The 13,892-nt window shown below is 68.5% G+C and carries 12 protein-coding genes and 1 pseudogene; 2 read left to right on the top strand and 11 right to left on the bottom strand.

The features are described 5' to 3' along the window. Positions 1 to 125: 125 nt before the first annotated feature. A complete protein-coding gene (locus KF707C_RS08645) occupies positions 126 to 590 on the bottom strand; it encodes an outer membrane lipoprotein (protein ID WP_003452571.1) in 465 nt (154 codons plus the stop codon). 162 nt (positions 591 to 752) lie between these two features. Between KF707C_RS08645 and KF707C_RS08640 the strand changes: the two genes are divergently transcribed. Beyond that, positions 753 to 986, top strand: a complete 234-nt coding sequence (locus KF707C_RS08640; RefSeq protein ID WP_003452572.1) for a hypothetical protein — start codon at positions 753 to 755, stop codon at positions 984 to 986. Here the strand turns inward: KF707C_RS08640 and KF707C_RS08635 are convergent. From KF707C_RS08635 to dinG, 8 genes and pseudogenes are all read right to left on the bottom strand, one after another. Next, on the bottom strand, positions 974 to 2,119 hold the full coding sequence (locus tag KF707C_RS08635) for a glycerate kinase (RefSeq protein WP_003452573.1): 1,146 nt from the start codon (positions 2,117 to 2,119) through the stop codon (positions 974 to 976). The two genes, KF707C_RS08640 and KF707C_RS08635, sit on opposite strands and share 13 nt — an antisense overlap. A gap of 52 nt (positions 2,120 to 2,171) precedes the next feature. Continuing rightward, positions 2,172 to 3,530: a GntP family permease gene (locus KF707C_RS08630; RefSeq protein ID WP_003452574.1), complete on the bottom strand. Its 1,359-nt coding sequence runs from the start codon at positions 3,528 to 3,530 to the stop codon at positions 2,172 to 2,174. An 89-nt stretch (positions 3,531 to 3,619) separates the two neighbouring features. Beyond that, the gene (locus KF707C_RS08625) at positions 3,620 to 4,774 is read right to left on the bottom strand and encodes a sugar diacid recognition domain-containing protein (RefSeq protein ID WP_003452575.1); all 1,155 of its coding nucleotides are present in this window, start codon (positions 4,772 to 4,774) and stop codon (positions 3,620 to 3,622) included. 59 nt (positions 4,775 to 4,833) lie between these two features. Further along, entirely contained in the window at positions 4,834 to 5,481 is a 648-nt protein-coding gene (pdxH, locus tag KF707C_RS08620) for a pyridoxamine 5'-phosphate oxidase (protein WP_003452577.1), read from the bottom strand. 60 nt (positions 5,482 to 5,541) lie between these two features. Then, positions 5,542 to 6,252 (bottom strand): annotated as a pseudogene (locus KF707C_RS08615) (OmpA family protein); the annotation flags it as partial. A 134-nt stretch (positions 6,253 to 6,386) separates the two neighbouring features. Then, complete coding sequence (locus KF707C_RS08610; RefSeq protein WP_003452595.1) at positions 6,387 to 7,535, bottom strand: serine hydrolase domain-containing protein; 1,149 nt, start codon at positions 7,533 to 7,535, stop codon at positions 6,387 to 6,389. Between the two features lie 83 nt (positions 7,536 to 7,618). Further along, the gene (locus KF707C_RS08605; protein ID WP_003452596.1) at positions 7,619 to 9,865 is read right to left on the bottom strand and encodes a beta-galactosidase; all 2,247 of its coding nucleotides are present in this window, start codon (positions 9,863 to 9,865) and stop codon (positions 7,619 to 7,621) included. A 192-nt stretch (positions 9,866 to 10,057) separates the two neighbouring features. Continuing rightward, on the bottom strand, positions 10,058 to 12,202 hold the full coding sequence (dinG, locus tag KF707C_RS08600) for an ATP-dependent DNA helicase DinG (RefSeq protein ID WP_003452598.1): 2,145 nt from the start codon (positions 12,200 to 12,202) through the stop codon (positions 10,058 to 10,060). A gap of 99 nt (positions 12,203 to 12,301) precedes the next feature. On the opposite strand from dinG, the gene KF707C_RS08595 reads away from it, so the two are divergent. Next, on the top strand, positions 12,302 to 12,766 hold the full coding sequence (locus KF707C_RS08595; protein WP_003452600.1) for a CopD family protein: 465 nt from the start codon (positions 12,302 to 12,304) through the stop codon (positions 12,764 to 12,766). A gap of 36 nt (positions 12,767 to 12,802) precedes the next feature. Here KF707C_RS08595 and KF707C_RS08590 read toward each other — a convergent pair whose 3' ends face one another. Beyond that, positions 12,803 to 13,564 (bottom strand): hypothetical protein, encoded by a 762-nt coding sequence (locus KF707C_RS08590; RefSeq protein ID WP_003452602.1) that lies wholly within the window; start codon positions 13,562 to 13,564, stop codon positions 12,803 to 12,805. Beyond that, complete coding sequence (locus KF707C_RS08585) at positions 13,557 to 13,835, bottom strand: DUF1145 domain-containing protein (RefSeq protein WP_003452604.1); 279 nt, start codon at positions 13,833 to 13,835, stop codon at positions 13,557 to 13,559. The genes KF707C_RS08590 and KF707C_RS08585 overlap by 8 nt, the downstream gene beginning before the upstream one ends. Positions 13,836 to 13,892 lie beyond the last annotated feature (57 nt).

Raw genomic sequence — 13,892 nt, 5'->3', positions numbered from 1 at the left:
TTGAATTATTTCAAAAATCTAACGTCGACGAGCAGCGCCCAACCCAAAAGGCGACAGGCCATCGGCACTGTCGCCCTTTCAGGGAGAGGAAGAAATTGGCCGCCGTCCGAAAGGACAGCTTAGCTTCAGTGGCTGACGCGGCTGGTGCCGTTGACCGTCATGATGCGGACGCGCTCACCCACGCGGAAGACTTCATTGGGCTGCACTTCCTGGACATAGGCGCGCATGGAGCCGTCGTCTTCGCGCACGGTGATCTCCACGCCCTGGGTGCGGGTAATGCCTTCTTCCGCCGCTGCCCCCAGCAGCCCGCCCGCGACCGCACCGACCACCGCGGCCACCGCACTGCCGCGCCCACCGCCGATGGTGCTGCCGCCGATGCCGCCGACCACCGCACCGGCACCCGCGCCGACCGGGGTCTTGGTGCCCTCGATCTTCACCGGTCGCAGCGATTCGATGGTGCCCATGCGCACGGTCTGCACCCGGCGGGCCTCGTCACGGGAGTAGGTGTCACCGGTCAGGCTCGACTGACAACCACCCAGCGCCAGCGCCACAGCCGTGAAAGAGGCCACCAGCAGATAGGGTTTACGCATAGCAATACCTCCAGAATTGAAAACCGGTCCATTAGACTCCGCGTCGCGAAGGCTGTCACCTGAGGACGCATGGAACTCGGCATTCGTTCAGCCTGAATTCAGTTTTCCCACAGAGGCTGAGGAATCAGTCCTACAACATCCCGATACATGACAGGTTAGCCCATGGACTACGTCATCATCGTCATCACCACAGCCGCCGGACTTTATTTCCACTGGTGGCTCTATGTCCGCATCAAGCGCTGGATGGATCGCGACCTGGCGCTGTCCTTCGCCGAAGGCGACAAGGCCAAGCAGGCCTTCATGCTGGAGCAGCTGCAGGCCGCCCGCGCCGAGGGCATCCGGCGCAGGGACCTGCAGGCCTGGCTGGAACAGGCGTCGAGGCGCTATCGGGCCTGAGCGCCGGCGGCCAGCAGCCAGAGCCGGGCGATATCGGCGCTGCGGGCTTCCAGTTCGTCCGCGGCTGCCGCCATCGCCTGCTCCAGCGCCATGGGACCGGGAACCAGGCTGAAGGCGGCCTGGATACCCGCCTCGCGAAGACGCTGGTAGCCCTCCCCCAGGCTGCCGGCAATCGCGATCACCGGCACACCGGCTGCCCGGGCGAGGCGGGCCACGCCCACCGGCGTCTTGCCATGCAGGCTCTGGGCGTCCAGGCGCCCTTCTCCGGTGATCGCCAGATCGGCGTCCGCCATGGATTCGGCCAGCCGCGCCAGTTCGGCCACCAGTTCGATACCCGGACGGAATCCCGCACCGAGGAAGGCCCGCGCGGCGAAACCGAGCCCGCCCGCCGCCCCGGCGCCCGGGTGCAGGCTGTGGTCCTCCCCCAGGTGGTCGGCCACGATCCGGGCGAACCGGTGCAGGGCGGCATCCAGCGACCGGACCTGCTCGGGGCTGGCGCCCTTCTGCGGGCCGAAGACGTGGGACGCGCCTTTCGGACCGCACAGCGGGTTATCGACATCCGCTGCCACCTCGAAGGTCACGGACGGCAACCTCGGGTCGAGGCCGGAGGCGTCGATACGCGCCAGTCTCGCCAGGGCGCCGCCGCCATCGGGCAGGGGGTCACCCTGGGCGTCCAGCAGGCGCAGCCCCAGGGCGGCCAGTAATCCGGCGCCGCCATCGTTGGTGGCGCTGCCGCCGAGGCCCAGAATGATGCGGGTCGCGCCCGCGTCCAGGGCGTGGCGGATCAGTTCGCCGGTGCCGAAGCTGCTGGTGCGAGTGGCATCCCGGAGCTCCCGTGGCACCCGATGCAGGCCGCTGGCGGCGGCCATCTCGATGATCGCGCGGCCCTCCCCCAGCCAGCCCCAATGGGCACTGACCGGCTCCCCCAGGGGACCCCGCACCCAGGCCTCGCGCCGTTCGCCGCCCGTGGCGGCCAGCACCGCATCCACGGTGCCCTCCCCGCCATCGGCCATGGGTTTCTGCACCAGTTGCGCCTCCGGCAGCACCGAGGCCCAGCCACGGGCGATGGCGGCGGACACCTCGGGCGCGCTGAGGCTTTCCTTGAAGGAATCGGGAGCAATGACGATTTTCATCGATCGACCTCGGGAAGGGCCCGGAGCCTTGGGGCCCCGGACGGTGAAGCGGTCAAAGCAGGACCAGGCTGAGCAGCCAGGTGGCGAGCATCCCGGCGATGCCCTGCACCAGGGTCGCCAGGGTCTGGGCGCGGTAGGCCAGCGAAACCGGCATGCGGCTGAACTGGGTCACCACCCAGAAGAAGCTGTCGTTGGCATGGGACACGGTCATGGCACCGGCACCGATGGCCATCACCGTCAGCACCCGCCCCATTTCGCTGTCCAGGCCCAGTTGGCCGAGCAACGGGGCGACCAGCGCCGAGGTGGTGACCAGTGCCACGGTCGTGGAACCCTGGGCGGTCTTCAGCGCGGCGGCGACCACGAAGGGCATGAACAGGCCGATGCCGAGGGCCGACAGGGTGCTGCCCAGGTAGTCGCCCAGCGGGGTGATCTTGAGCACGGCGCCGAAGGCACCACCGGCCCCTGTGATCAACAGGATCGGCGCGGCGGACAGGATGCCGTCCACCACGTGATCATGGAATTCCTTGCGCTTGTCCTCGCCCTTGAGCAGCGTGCAGGCCAGCGCCAGGCCCACCAGCAACGCCACCACGGGCTGGCCGAGGAAGCCCAGCAGCGCGGCGAAGCCGCCGCTGCCGAGGGGCTTGGCGGGAAAGGCGGCAACGGAGCCCAGGCAGATCAGCAGGATGGGCACGAAGATCGGCGCGAATGCCTGGAACGCGCTCGGCAGCGTGCCGTAGCCCGCGCGCAGGGCGGCGAAGTCCTGGTCGGGCTGGTGCGGCAGGCCGTCGTCCTCCAGCACCACCTCGCGCCCGACGAAACGGTTGGCCCACCACATGCCGGCGAAGGCGGTGACCAGGGCCACCACCAGGCCGACCGCGATCACCAGTCCCAGGCTGGACTCCAGGCCCAGGTTGCCGGCGGCGGCGATGGGACCGGGGGTGGGCGGCACGAAGGTGTGGCTGGCGTAGAGCCCGGTGGCCAGGGCGACGCTCATGGCCACGGTGGAAATGCGCATGCGGGCGGCCAGGGCGTTCTTCAGGGAGTTGAGGATCACGTAACCCGAATCGCAGAACACCGGGATCGACACCAGGTAGCCGATGATCGACAGGGTGAGCGTGGGGAAACGCTCGCCCAGCAGCTTGATCACCGTCTCGGCCATGGTGATGGCCGCGCCGCTGCGCTCGAGGATCACGCCGATGATGGTCCCGAGGACGATGACGATGCCGATGTAGCCGAGGATGCCGCCGAACCCGGTGGTGATGGTCTTGACGATCTCGCCGCTGGGCACCTGGTAGGCGAAGCCGGCGATGAAGGCGGCCGCCAGCAGGGCGAGGAAGGGATGCAGTTTAAGGCGCGTGGTGGAAAGTACGATGAAGGCGATCAGCGCCGCCAGTATCAGTACCAGGACCATGGGCGGTCTCCTTGATTGTTGTTATGGATGCCGTTTGCAGCCGGGCAATTGTGCCGCAGGGCCCCGATCGGAAGCCCTGTGCGAATGCCCTAGTGCAGGGCTCCATTTCGCGGGGCGGGCGGTGCATCGGCACAAGCCGCCTTGCGTTCCCGGAGCAACTCCAGCCCCAGGCAGAGGAACCATAGCTGGTCGTGGCGCACCTGCCCGAAGCCGCCCAGCTCGGCGATGCGTTCCAGGCGGTAGCGCAGGGTATTGCGATGGATCCCCAGGGCCCGGGCGCACGCCTGGGTGTGGCCATCGTGCTCGCGCCAGGCGAGCAGGGTCTCGCGCAGGACGCCATCGGCATCCTCGGCAAGCAGCCGTTCCAGAGGGCCCAGCCAGCGCCGCAAAAGCCAGCTGTCGCGCTGGCTGAAGAGCAGCGTCGCCAACCGGTGATCCTCCAGCCGCAGCAGTCGCTGCCCTGGCTGGCAGGCCCTGCCGAAGGCCAGCAGCGCCCGGGTGGCGAGTGCGGCTTCGCGCAGATCGCCGATGCAGGCCTGGGGATCGCTGACGCAGAGCCGGGCGATCCCCCAGCCGCGCTCATCGGCCTGGTCCAGCCACGCCCGGTCGTCCCGCTCGACGCTGTAGGGACGGCAGCAGATCAACTCACGGGCGGACAGGGGGGCGCAGAGCTGCCCCTGCCGGGACAGCGCGTCCATGAGCCGGGCGCGACGCGGCAGGGCATCGCCCTCCTCCGTCAATTCCAGGACGCAGACCTGCTGCCGCCAGCTCAGCAACAGGCCGATCCGCTCGGCCTCGGCGGCCAAGGGCACCAGCTCGGTCCGGGGATCGGCCAACTGGCACAGCCAGGCTTCCAGCTGGTGTCGCTGCCAATGCCGTTCCACCTGCAACTGGCGCTGCTCCACCAGCACCTCGGCGGCCATGCGCACCAGTTCCGCATAAGGCCGGACCAGGTCGGGCTCGCCCGTGATGCCCAGCACGCCGATCAGCCGCTCGGCATGGAACAGGGGCAGGTTCACCCCGGGACGAACGCCCCGCAGGCAAGCCGCCGCCTGGCCGTCGATCTCCACCACGCGGCGATTGGCCAGCACCAGTTGCGCGCCCTCGTGGCGGGTGTGCAGGCGTTGCGGATCCCCGGTGCCGATGATCATGCCCTGCTCATCCATCACGTTGATGTTGTGGGGCAGGATGGCCATGGCGCGGTCGACGATGAGCTGCGCCAGGGCGGAATCGAGTTCGAGCATGGGGAAGGCCTCCTGGGAAGCGGGCAGTCTACAGGCCCGCCACGTGTCCCGGAAAAGGCTCAGGGCGCCAGGCGTTCACGCACCCAGGCGCCCTCCACCAGGCGGTAGTTGAGGCGGTCGTGCAGACGGCTCGGCCGTCCCTGCCAGAACTCGATGCGCTCCGGCAACAGGCGGTAGCCGCCCCAGTGGGGCGGGCAGGTGGGGGCCTGGTCGAGGAAGCGTCGCTCGGTCTCCGCCAGAAGCGACTCCAGTTCGCTGCGATCGCGGATGACCTTGCTCTGGGGCGAGGCCCAGGCGCCCAGGCGGCTGCCCAGGGGGCGCACCTGGTAATAGGCGTCGGATTCGGCCGGGGTCACCCGCTCCACACGGCCCTCGATGCGGACCTGGCGCTCCAGGGCCGGCCAGAAGAAGGTCATGGCGGCGAAGGGGTTGGCGGCCAGTTGGCCACCCTTGGCGCTGTCGTAGTTGCTGAAGAAGGTGAAGCCCCGCTCATCCAGTCCCTTGAGCAGCAGCACGCGGCAATGGGGGCGGCCGTCGGCATCGACGGTGGCGAGGGTCATGGCGTTGGGCTCGACCGGCAGCTGCTCGGTCTTCACCGCATCGCCGAACCAGTGCTGGAAGAGGCTGAAGGGCTCGGCGGGCGCCTGGTCCTCGCTGAGCCCGTCACGGGTGTAGTCGCGGCGCATATCGGCCAGGGTCTGGGTCATGGTCGGCATTCCTGTGGACGGAAAGCCGATAGCTTACCCAAGCCCGGCCTACTTGGTTTGATCTGCCGCAACCACCTTCTCGGCCTTGGCCTGCTGCTCCGCCTTCGGCGGCTTGTTGTACTGGGCGATCAAGGCCACCAGGGTCTCCTGCGGGGTCAGGATGATCTCGACGCGGCGGTTCAGGGAACGACCCTGCTGGCTGTCATTGGCGGCCCGGGGCATGTCCGACCCGAGGCCCTTGAGGGACAGGCGATCGCGCTGCAGGCCGCTCAGGCGGAAGATGGCCGACACGGCCTGCGCGCGCTCCTGGCTGAGCTTGCGGTTCAGCTCCTCCTTGCCGGAGCTGTCGGCATGGCCGAGCACCAGCACGCCGGTCTTGGCGTCGCCTTCCACCAGCTTGGCCACGCGGGTAATGGGGCCGAGGGTGTTGGGCAGGAGCATGCTGGGGCGGTCGGGATTGAACGACGGGTCCACCGGCAGGGTCACCACCAGCACGCTCTCGCGGCGTTCCAGTTCCAGCTTGCTGTCCTTCACGGCCTCCTTGAGGCGCGGCTCGTACTGGTCGAGCCAGGCCTGGGTAGCCTTCACGTCCACCTTGGCGGCGGCCGGCGCCTTGGCCTTCTGGTCAGCGCCGAAGGGCCACCACCAGTGGCTGGCGGAGGCGGTCTTGGCGGGCTTGGCCGGCGTTTCGGCGACCTTGTCGTGACCGATCAGGCTGCAGCCGGAGGCGGAGACGCAGAGGGCCAGGAGGGAGATTCTGAACAGCTTCATGGGCAGGATTCCGAAATCGCTAAGGGCTGCTCGCCAGCAGCGGAATGATGGCGATCCAATCTCAGGACCGGTCTCAAATTCTGGCGGCAACCCATTAATCATCAAAGGAAAATCGAGGGTATCTGACGAGTGGCTCAGCCCAGGCAGTCCTTCACCACCCGCGCCAATTTCTGCGCACGGGGGTCCATCAGGACGTAGGGGCCGAGGGTGTTGGTGACGAAGCCGAAAGCCAGGTCACGCTCGGGATCGGCAAAGCCGGTGGAGCCACCGGCGCCGGGATGCCCGAATGCGAGGCGGCCCATGCCATAGGTCGCGTTGGGCACATCGGGCTGGTCCAGCATGCAACCGAGGCCGAAGCGCGTGGCGGTCAGCAGGGTGAGGTCCTCGCCCTGGCTGTGTTCGCGGGTCATCTCGGCCAGTTCCTGGGCGTCCAGCAACTGGCCGTCGAGCAGGGCGGCGTAGAAGCCGGCGAGGCTGCGGGCGTTGCCATGACCGTTCGCCGCCGGCTGCTGCATGCGCCGCCATTCGGGCTTGTTGGTGCTGGTCATGATGGACGGTGGGTTGGTGAAGGAGCGCGTGCTCAGGGAATTGGGCTCGGTCATCATGCACTTGAGCAGCCGTTGGGCCGCCGCATCCCCCAGGTTGCCCTTGGCGCGGGCGATATGGGCGACGCGGTGGAACTCCTGGTCCGCCAGCCCCACATGGAAATCCAGCCCCAGGGGACGGGCGATACGCGCCGCGATGGACTCGCCAGGGCCACGGCCATCGGCCCGGCGGATCAGTTCGCCCACCAGCCACCCGTAAGTGATGGGCGCATAGCCGTGGGCCTCGCCCGGGGTCCACCAGGGTTCTTCAGCGGCCAGGGCGGCGGTCATGGTGTCCCAGTCGTAGAGCGCTTCCGCCGGCAGCGTGGCGCGAATGGCCGGCAGTCCGGCGCGATGGCAGAGCAATTGGCGCACGCTGATGCGCGCCTTGCCGGCGGCGGCGAACTCGGGCCAGTAGCGGGCCACCGGCGCATCCAGCTCCAGGCGCCCTTCCGCCACCAGTTGCAGCAGGGCCACCGCGGCGAAGGGCTTGGTGCAGGAGAACAGGTTGAGGAGGGTGTCGCTCTGCCAGGCTTCCTGGCCGTCCTTGTCGGCGATGCCGGCCCAGAGGTCGATCACGGTCTCGCCGCCCACTTGCACGCACAGGGCGGCGCCGCGCTCCTGCGCATCCTCGAAGAGTTCGGCGAAGGCGTCCCGTGCCGCCTCGAAGCGCAAGTCGAAATAGCCCTGGATCTGCACCGGCATGCTCCTGATGAAAAATGAAGGCGGCATTGTTCCAGCCTTGCCGCCCCTTGTGAACCGAGCCGAGGACGGAAGGCCCCTCAGGGCTTCCCGCCCTCCTCCTTCCCGGAGGCGGCCGGCGGCGGGGACTCCACGGCCTTGGGCGCCGGCTCCCCTGCCTGGGGCGCGTCGATCACCTTCGCCAGGGCCAGGTTGGCCTTGCGCACCGACTCGACGAACCCCTGCCAGGGCCGGTCGGTGATGGCCACCAGGCCCAGGTGGCCGTTCTCGCCGTCCAGCAGGCGGCCGGTGGCGGGCTGGTCCAGATACTGGAACCAGTGGGCGCCGACGATCAGTGGCTCCTCGGCGGCCTTCTGCAGGAACCTGGCGTAGGCCGGCCCCCGGTCCTCTTCCCGCTGGACCTCCATGACGCCGCCCCAGAACGGCCCCCTGTCCTGGGAACCGAAGTGGAACTCGGTGAGCATCAGCGGCTTGTCCAACCGCCGCAGCAGGTCCATGTCCAGGCCCTGCTGCGGCTCCGGGGTGTAGCGGTTGAAGCTGATCACGTCGCAATAGCGGGCGCAGGCCTCGACCGCCTCGGGCACGGTGGCGGCGAAACGTCCCCCCAGCAGCAGGTGGTTGGGGGCATGCCATTTCAGCGAATCGGCGATGGTCTTGAAGTAGGTCTCGGCGAAGAAGACCTGGAAGCGCTTGAAGTCCTCCTCGATGGCCGGGTGCTCGGGGTTCGGCAGCGGCGGCTCGAATCCCGGGTCCTCCATCAGCTCCCAGGCCTTGAGTTCGATGCCCCAGGCCTTGGAGAGCCCTTCCTGGTTGCGGTACTTGTCCCGCAGCTGCTTGAGGAAGGCACGCTTGGCCGGCACGTCGGTGGTCAGGCGCAGGGTGCCGTAGGCCAGGGCGTAGCGCGCCTTCGGGTCGTCGCCGTGACCGCCCCAGGCCAGCTCGTTGTCGGCGAAATAGCCGATCAGCCAGGGATCGTCCCGGTGGTCCCGCGCGGCGATGGCGATCGCGCGCTCGGCGGCCATGGCGAATCGCGGGTCGAAGGGGTCGGGCATGCCGCCCCACCAGTCGAAGCCGGTGCGGATGGTGGCGAAATCGCCACGGATGGACAACGGCAGGGTGTAGGGCATGCGCTGGCCGGAAAAGCCCCCGTCGCTCCAGTTGCCAACGGTATTGAAGCCCCAGGCCCGGAGGCGTTCCACCGCATGTCCCAGCCAGCGCTGCGGGTCGTTGCCGCCGTAGGTGCGCTCCAGGTTGGCACCGTAGAAGTCGTACCAGCGCCCCTGGTTGAAGGCGCGCCCCTGGTTGGCGTCGGTGTCGGCGCGATCGTCGCCCTGGCCGAAATGGCGGGCCAGGGGCGCGTTGTCCTCCGGCAGGGCCTTGAACATGGATTCGCGGCCTTCCACGTAGGTCTGGCTCAGGCCGGGCGTGACCGCATTGACGCCGAGGGAGAAGAACGGGTGTCCCTCGGGGGTCACCAGATACCAGCGCTCACCGCGCTTTTCGGTTCGGAAGAACCCCGTGGCTTCGAAGGTCCCGCCACCGATCCAGCCGCCATAGGCGTCCTGCTTCGGCAGCTTGGCGGTCCAGTCCGCCAGCAGCCTGGCCTCGTCGGCTGCGCCTTTCTTCAGTTGTTCGTCACTTTTCACCTTGCCCGGCCAGTCGCCCCTGGCGTACTGCCCGTAGGCGTCCATCAGCCCTTCGTAGAGGGCGTCCTGCTGATCGTCGGGGCTGGTGCCGAAGCGCCCCAGCAGGATGTTCTGGGCGGCGGCGGGCTTGTTCAGGGACAGGGTCACCGAGGTGACGCGGCTGCGATCCAGCTCGCCGGACACCTGGATGGCCGGCAGCCAGCGCTTGCCGTCGCGGGTGAGCGGCACCGGCGGGGCGGCCCGCATGCCATGGGCGTTGGGCGAGGTGGCGGCGAGGGGAACCAGCAGGGTCTGCGCCGGGCCGGCCGGGAGGGCGACCTGGCTGGTGAGCACCTTGCCGTCGGCGCTCTCGATGGCCACCTCGACTGTGATGGCCCAGTCCTGGGCGCTCTGGATGCGCAGGCTCATGGCCTCGGCGGCGGACCAGTCCCAACTGCCGCTCTGGGGCGTCAGGCGCAGGCTCGGCTTGTCGGCGACATTGAAGGTCAACCGGCGAAGGATCTCGCCTTCCGGCGTGGATTCGGCGGTGACGCTCGGCAGGACGGCGTCCTGGGTCGTCACCTGGACGGCATCCAGGGGACGCACGAAGTTGAACAGGGTCTCGGCCTGGGCGGCCAGCGGAATTCCCGATAAACCCAGGAGGATGGCCAGGACCAGGGGGCGTTTGGACGTCGAAAGCATCGGACCGGAATTCCCAAGAAAGTGCGGTGCATAGACCACGGGGATGTCGTCTTGCGCCACAGGTGCGACAAAAGGAAGCGGGCGCGAGCGGACGCTCGCACAAATGCCGGCATCATCGCAGATGGGGGGCGCCAAGCGTCAAGGGAGGATCATCGTGGCAAACGGACCTGACGCGATCCGGCCGGTGCCGCCTCAGTCGATCTCCCGCCGGAACGGCGGCAGCGCGTCGAGGATGGCGCGGCCGTAACGCTGGGTCACCACGCGGCGATCCAGCAGGGTGATGGTGCCCCGGTCCGCTTCGGTGCGCAGCAACCGGCCGCAGGCCTGCACCAGCCGCAGGGAGGCGTCGGGCACGGCGATCTCCATGAAGGGGTTGCCGCCCCGCGCCTCGATCCAGTCGGAGAGGGCCGCCTCCACCGGGTCATCCGGCACGGCGAAGGGAATCTTGGCGATCACCACGTGTTCGCAGTAGGCCCCGGGCAGGTCGACGCCCTCGGCGAAGCTGGCCAGGCCGAACAGCACGCTGGGTTCGCCGTCGTCCACCCGCGCCTTGTGCTTGTTCAGGGTTTCCTGCTTGGACAGGTTGCCCTGGATCAGGACGCGCTTGCGCCAGTCACGATCCAGGCCCTCGAACACGTCCTGCATCTGCCTGCGCGAGGCGAAGAGCACCAGGGTGCCCCGCGCGCCCTCCACCAGATCGGGCAGGTCCCGGATGATGGCCGCCGTGTGGGCGGCGGCATCCCGGGGATCGGCCTTGAGGTCCGGCACCCGCAGGAGGCCGGCGTCGGCGTGGTGGAAGGGGCTCGGCACCACGGCGGTGACCGCGACCTTGGGCAGGCCGGCACGCATACGGAAGCGGTCGAACTTGCCCAGCGCGGTGAGGGTGGCGGAGGTGACGAGCGCGCCGTAGGCCACATTCCACAGGTTCCGCCGCAGGGTCTCGGCGGCGAGGATGGGGCTGGCATTCACCTCGATGTCGTGGAGCGAGCCGCTCTCGGCCAGGGTCAGCCAGCGGGCCATGGGCGGGCTGTCCTCCGGGTCCTCGACGGTGAAGGCGGTCCACAGTTCCCAGTTGCCCTGGGCACGCGCCAGCAGGGTGCCGAACAGGGGGTACCACTCCTCGGCCTGGTGACTGGCGATGCCGATGCTGCCTTCACCGTCCATGGCTTCCTTGAGCAGCTCGGTCAGCCGCGTGAAGACGTCATGGAGCCGGGAAAAGCCCTTCTTCAACTCCACGCCCAGCTCCCGGAGATGCTCGGGGACCACGCCGGCCTCGAAGCGGTGGCGGGGACGATCACGTCCTTCCATGTCCTCGCCGGCGCGGAAGTCGGCGATCTCCTCGCAGGCGTTGAACATGAACTGCTGCTGGGTACGGATTTCCCGCGCCAGCTCCGGCACGCCTTCCACCAGCCGGCCGAAGTCGCCCGGCAAGGGATTCTGCGCCAGCAGCTTGGTGAGGTTCTTGGCCACCTGATCCAGCCAGTCCGCCGTGGAGCGCAAGCGGGTGTAATGGGCGAAATGGCCGATGGCCTTGTCCGGCAGGTGGTGACCCTCGTCGAACACGTAGAGGGTTTCGCGGGGGTCCGGGAGCACGGCGCCGCCACCGAGCGCCAGGTCGGCCAGCACCATGTCGTGGTTGGTGACTATCACGTCCACCTTGGTCATGCCTTCCCGGGCCTTGTAGAAGGCGCACTGCTGGAAGTTGGGGCAATGGCGTTTGGTGCACTGGCTGTGGTCGGTGGTCACCCGCGCCCAGTCCTGGTCCTCGATGGCTTCCGGCCAGGAATCGCGGTCCCCGTCCCAGCGGTTGCCCGCCAGGCGCTCGATCATCTGGTTGAGGAGCTTCTGGCTCTTCTCGTCGACGTCGATCCGGAAGCCCTCGTCGGCGAACAGCTGGGCGGTGGCGCTCTGGGCCTCGCCCTCCTGCAGCAGCAGGTCGAGCTTGGACAGGCAGAGGTAGCGGCCCCGCCCCTTGGCCAGTGCGAAACTGAAATTCAGGCCGCTGTTGCGCATCAGGTCCGGCAGGTCCTTGTGAACGATCTGCTCCTGCAGGGCGACGGTGGCGGTGGCGATCACCAACCGCTTGCCGGCGGCCTTGGCGGCGGGAATGGTGGCCAGGCTGTAGGCCACGGTCTTGCCGGTACCGGTGCCCGCCTCCACCGCCACCACAGCGGGCTCGCCCTCGCGGTGCCCCTCCTCGTCCACGGGAATGGCGCCAAGGGCCTTGGCCACCTCGGCGATCATCAGGCGCTGGCCATAGCGGGCCTTGAGCCCCTTGGCTTCGAGGAAACGACTGTAGGCGCCCTGGATCTGGGACTTGAGTTCGGTGCTGAGCATGGACACTGGCGAGAGGGGGGGCTGGATAAATTTTCAGTACTTTAACAGGGCGGCTATCATAACGCCCCCTTGTTCTAGCCGCCCAACGGAGCTGACCGGATGACCGCCCACGCCGCACTTTACACCCTGCACCTGCTGGCCGCCCTGATCTGGGTCGGTGGCATGTTCTTCGCCTGGATGATCCTGCGGCCCGCCGCCGTCGCCACCCTGGAGGCGCCGGCACGGCTGAAGCTGTGGCTGGAGGTGTTCCGCCGATTCTTCCAGTGGGTCTGGCCGGCGGTGCTGGTGCTGCCGTTCACCGGCGTCGGCATGCTCCACATGACCTTCGCCAGCATGGAAACGGCGCCGCGCTACGTGCACATGATGATCGGCCTGTATGTCGCCATGCTGGCCCTGTTCCTGCGGGTGAGCGCCCTGCTGCTGCCGCAGCTGCGGGCTGCGGTGAGCGCCGAGAACTGGCCGGAAGGCGGCGCGGTGCTGGGCCGCATCCGCCGCGTGGTGGGCTTCAACCTGCTGATCGGGATGGCGCTGGTGACCATAGTCGCCATCCGCCCGTCATTCTGAGTCCGTCGGCGCGCCTCCCTGCGCGCCACCACTGATTCAGAAATGCACCACCTTCAGGCTGCCGCTGGCCCCAGCGGCACCCGAGAGTCCAGGCGCGCCGTCACGCCCCGCCTTGGCGCCATCGGCGCGGTAGAGCAGGCAACCCTTGCCGGCGCCGCCCTTGCCGCCCGCCCCGCCTTCACCCGGCGCACCGCCAGCCCCGCCCTCCAGACGGACCCGCACCTGGTCGACCGGAAAGCCTTCGGGCACTTCGAGGCGTACCTGCCCCCCGGCGCCCCCGACTTCACCATCGCTGCCGGGCTGGCCGTCCCAGCCACGGCTGGCGCTTCCCCAGAGGCAACCGGCCGCGTCGCCATCGGCACCGTCCAGGCCCGGACGTCCCGGAGCACCGATGCCTCCGCGCACGTCCAGGGTGATCTCGTCGATGCGGACATCCGCCAGGCGCAGGTCCAGGTTGCGCCCGGCACTGGCCGGACGGCTCATGCTGCCGGCGGAACCGGAGGCGGTGATATGGCTGCCGACGCCGATCTCGCCCCGCTCCACTACGAGGCGCAGCGTCTGGTCGGACGGCGCGATGCCCAGTCGGGCCTCGCGCCCCATGCGCAGCTCGCCGATACGCAGTTCGGTGACCCCCGCCGGAATCAGGAGGGTCGCGTAATCCGCCACCTCCACCTGGTCCAGGCTGAGGCTGCCGGTACGCGGAGGCAGCTTGAGGAAGTTGTGGGCATCCACCTTCACCTGTCCCTGGGCCAGGACCATGGGAGCGACCAGGATGGCAAGGAGACCGAGCCTACGCATGCCCCGCCTCCTTGGCCGCCCGACGCGGAATCCCGAGCAGGTGGAAGATCCCGAACAGCAGCAGCATAACCCGATCCCGCCAGGGGTGAGGACGGCGCTGCAGCAGGGCATTGAACAGCACGATCTCCAGCAGGTGCACCAGGGCAACCAGCACCCCGGCACCGTTGAGCAGCAGGTCGAACGGCTTGGCGAACGGTGAAACCAGGTTGGCGACCACCGCCAGCCAGAACAACAGGGCAACGAACTTGCCCACTCCCGTAATGAAGCGCATGCCTCCCCTCCTGGCATTGTTTTAGTGTCGGGGGAACATACGCCGAAACCCCGGCGG

The sequence above is a fragment of the Pseudomonas furukawaii genome, from assembly GCF_002355475.1.
Lineage (GTDB): Bacteria > Pseudomonadota > Gammaproteobacteria > Pseudomonadales > Pseudomonadaceae > Metapseudomonas > Metapseudomonas furukawaii.
The sequence above is the reverse complement of the archived record's forward strand: the minus strand, read 5'-3'. Positions and strand labels throughout refer to the sequence as shown.